1 protein-coding gene is annotated in these 490 nt (G+C 41.6%); it reads left to right on the top strand.

Going from position 1 to position 490, the window contains the following annotated elements; all coding sequences use genetic code 11:
• Positions 1-252 precede the first annotated feature (252 nt).
• Positions 253-490 (top strand): hypothetical protein (locus DVK07_RS24120; RefSeq protein WP_233565625.1); only part of this gene is annotated, 238 nt, incomplete at its 3' end.

Below are 490 nucleotides of genomic sequence, written 5' to 3' on the forward strand. Positions count from 1 at the left end.
CCATAAAAAAAGCCCGCGTGAGCGAGCTAGGTTAATACTGTGGAAATGTCAGGGTTTGCTTTGCGATACTTTTGCTTATAATTTCAGCAAAGAAAGCATTTCTTCACCGGAAAAACCGGAAGTAGCCCGACACTTTCAATGTCAAAAAAATTGCAAAGATGGGTAGCGAGAAGCATCCCCAGTAAAAAATACATTCCTTTATAAGCTCGCCATGAGAAACAAGGAAATCTAATACGTGCATAATGGCCTCACATGGATGTTAGTTTGCTTGTATCCTCTCTATCCCTGATTACATCGGTAACAGCGATAGTTGCTACATATTTCATTAACCGTAAAGTCGACTCAGAAAATACAAAGCGAAAAGAGTTTAACGAGTTGGCAGAGCCAATTGTTGAGTACCTGGAGCAGATGGAAGTCTATTGGCGCAGTGATGGCCACTATGTTTTTTCTCCCATGTTTTGGGATGAGCGGGTGACCAAAATAAAGCGAC

This window comes from Halorubrum sp. Atlit-26R (assembly GCF_003666015.1).
Classification (GTDB): Archaea; Halobacteriota; Halobacteria; order Halobacteriales; family Haloferacaceae; genus Halorubrum.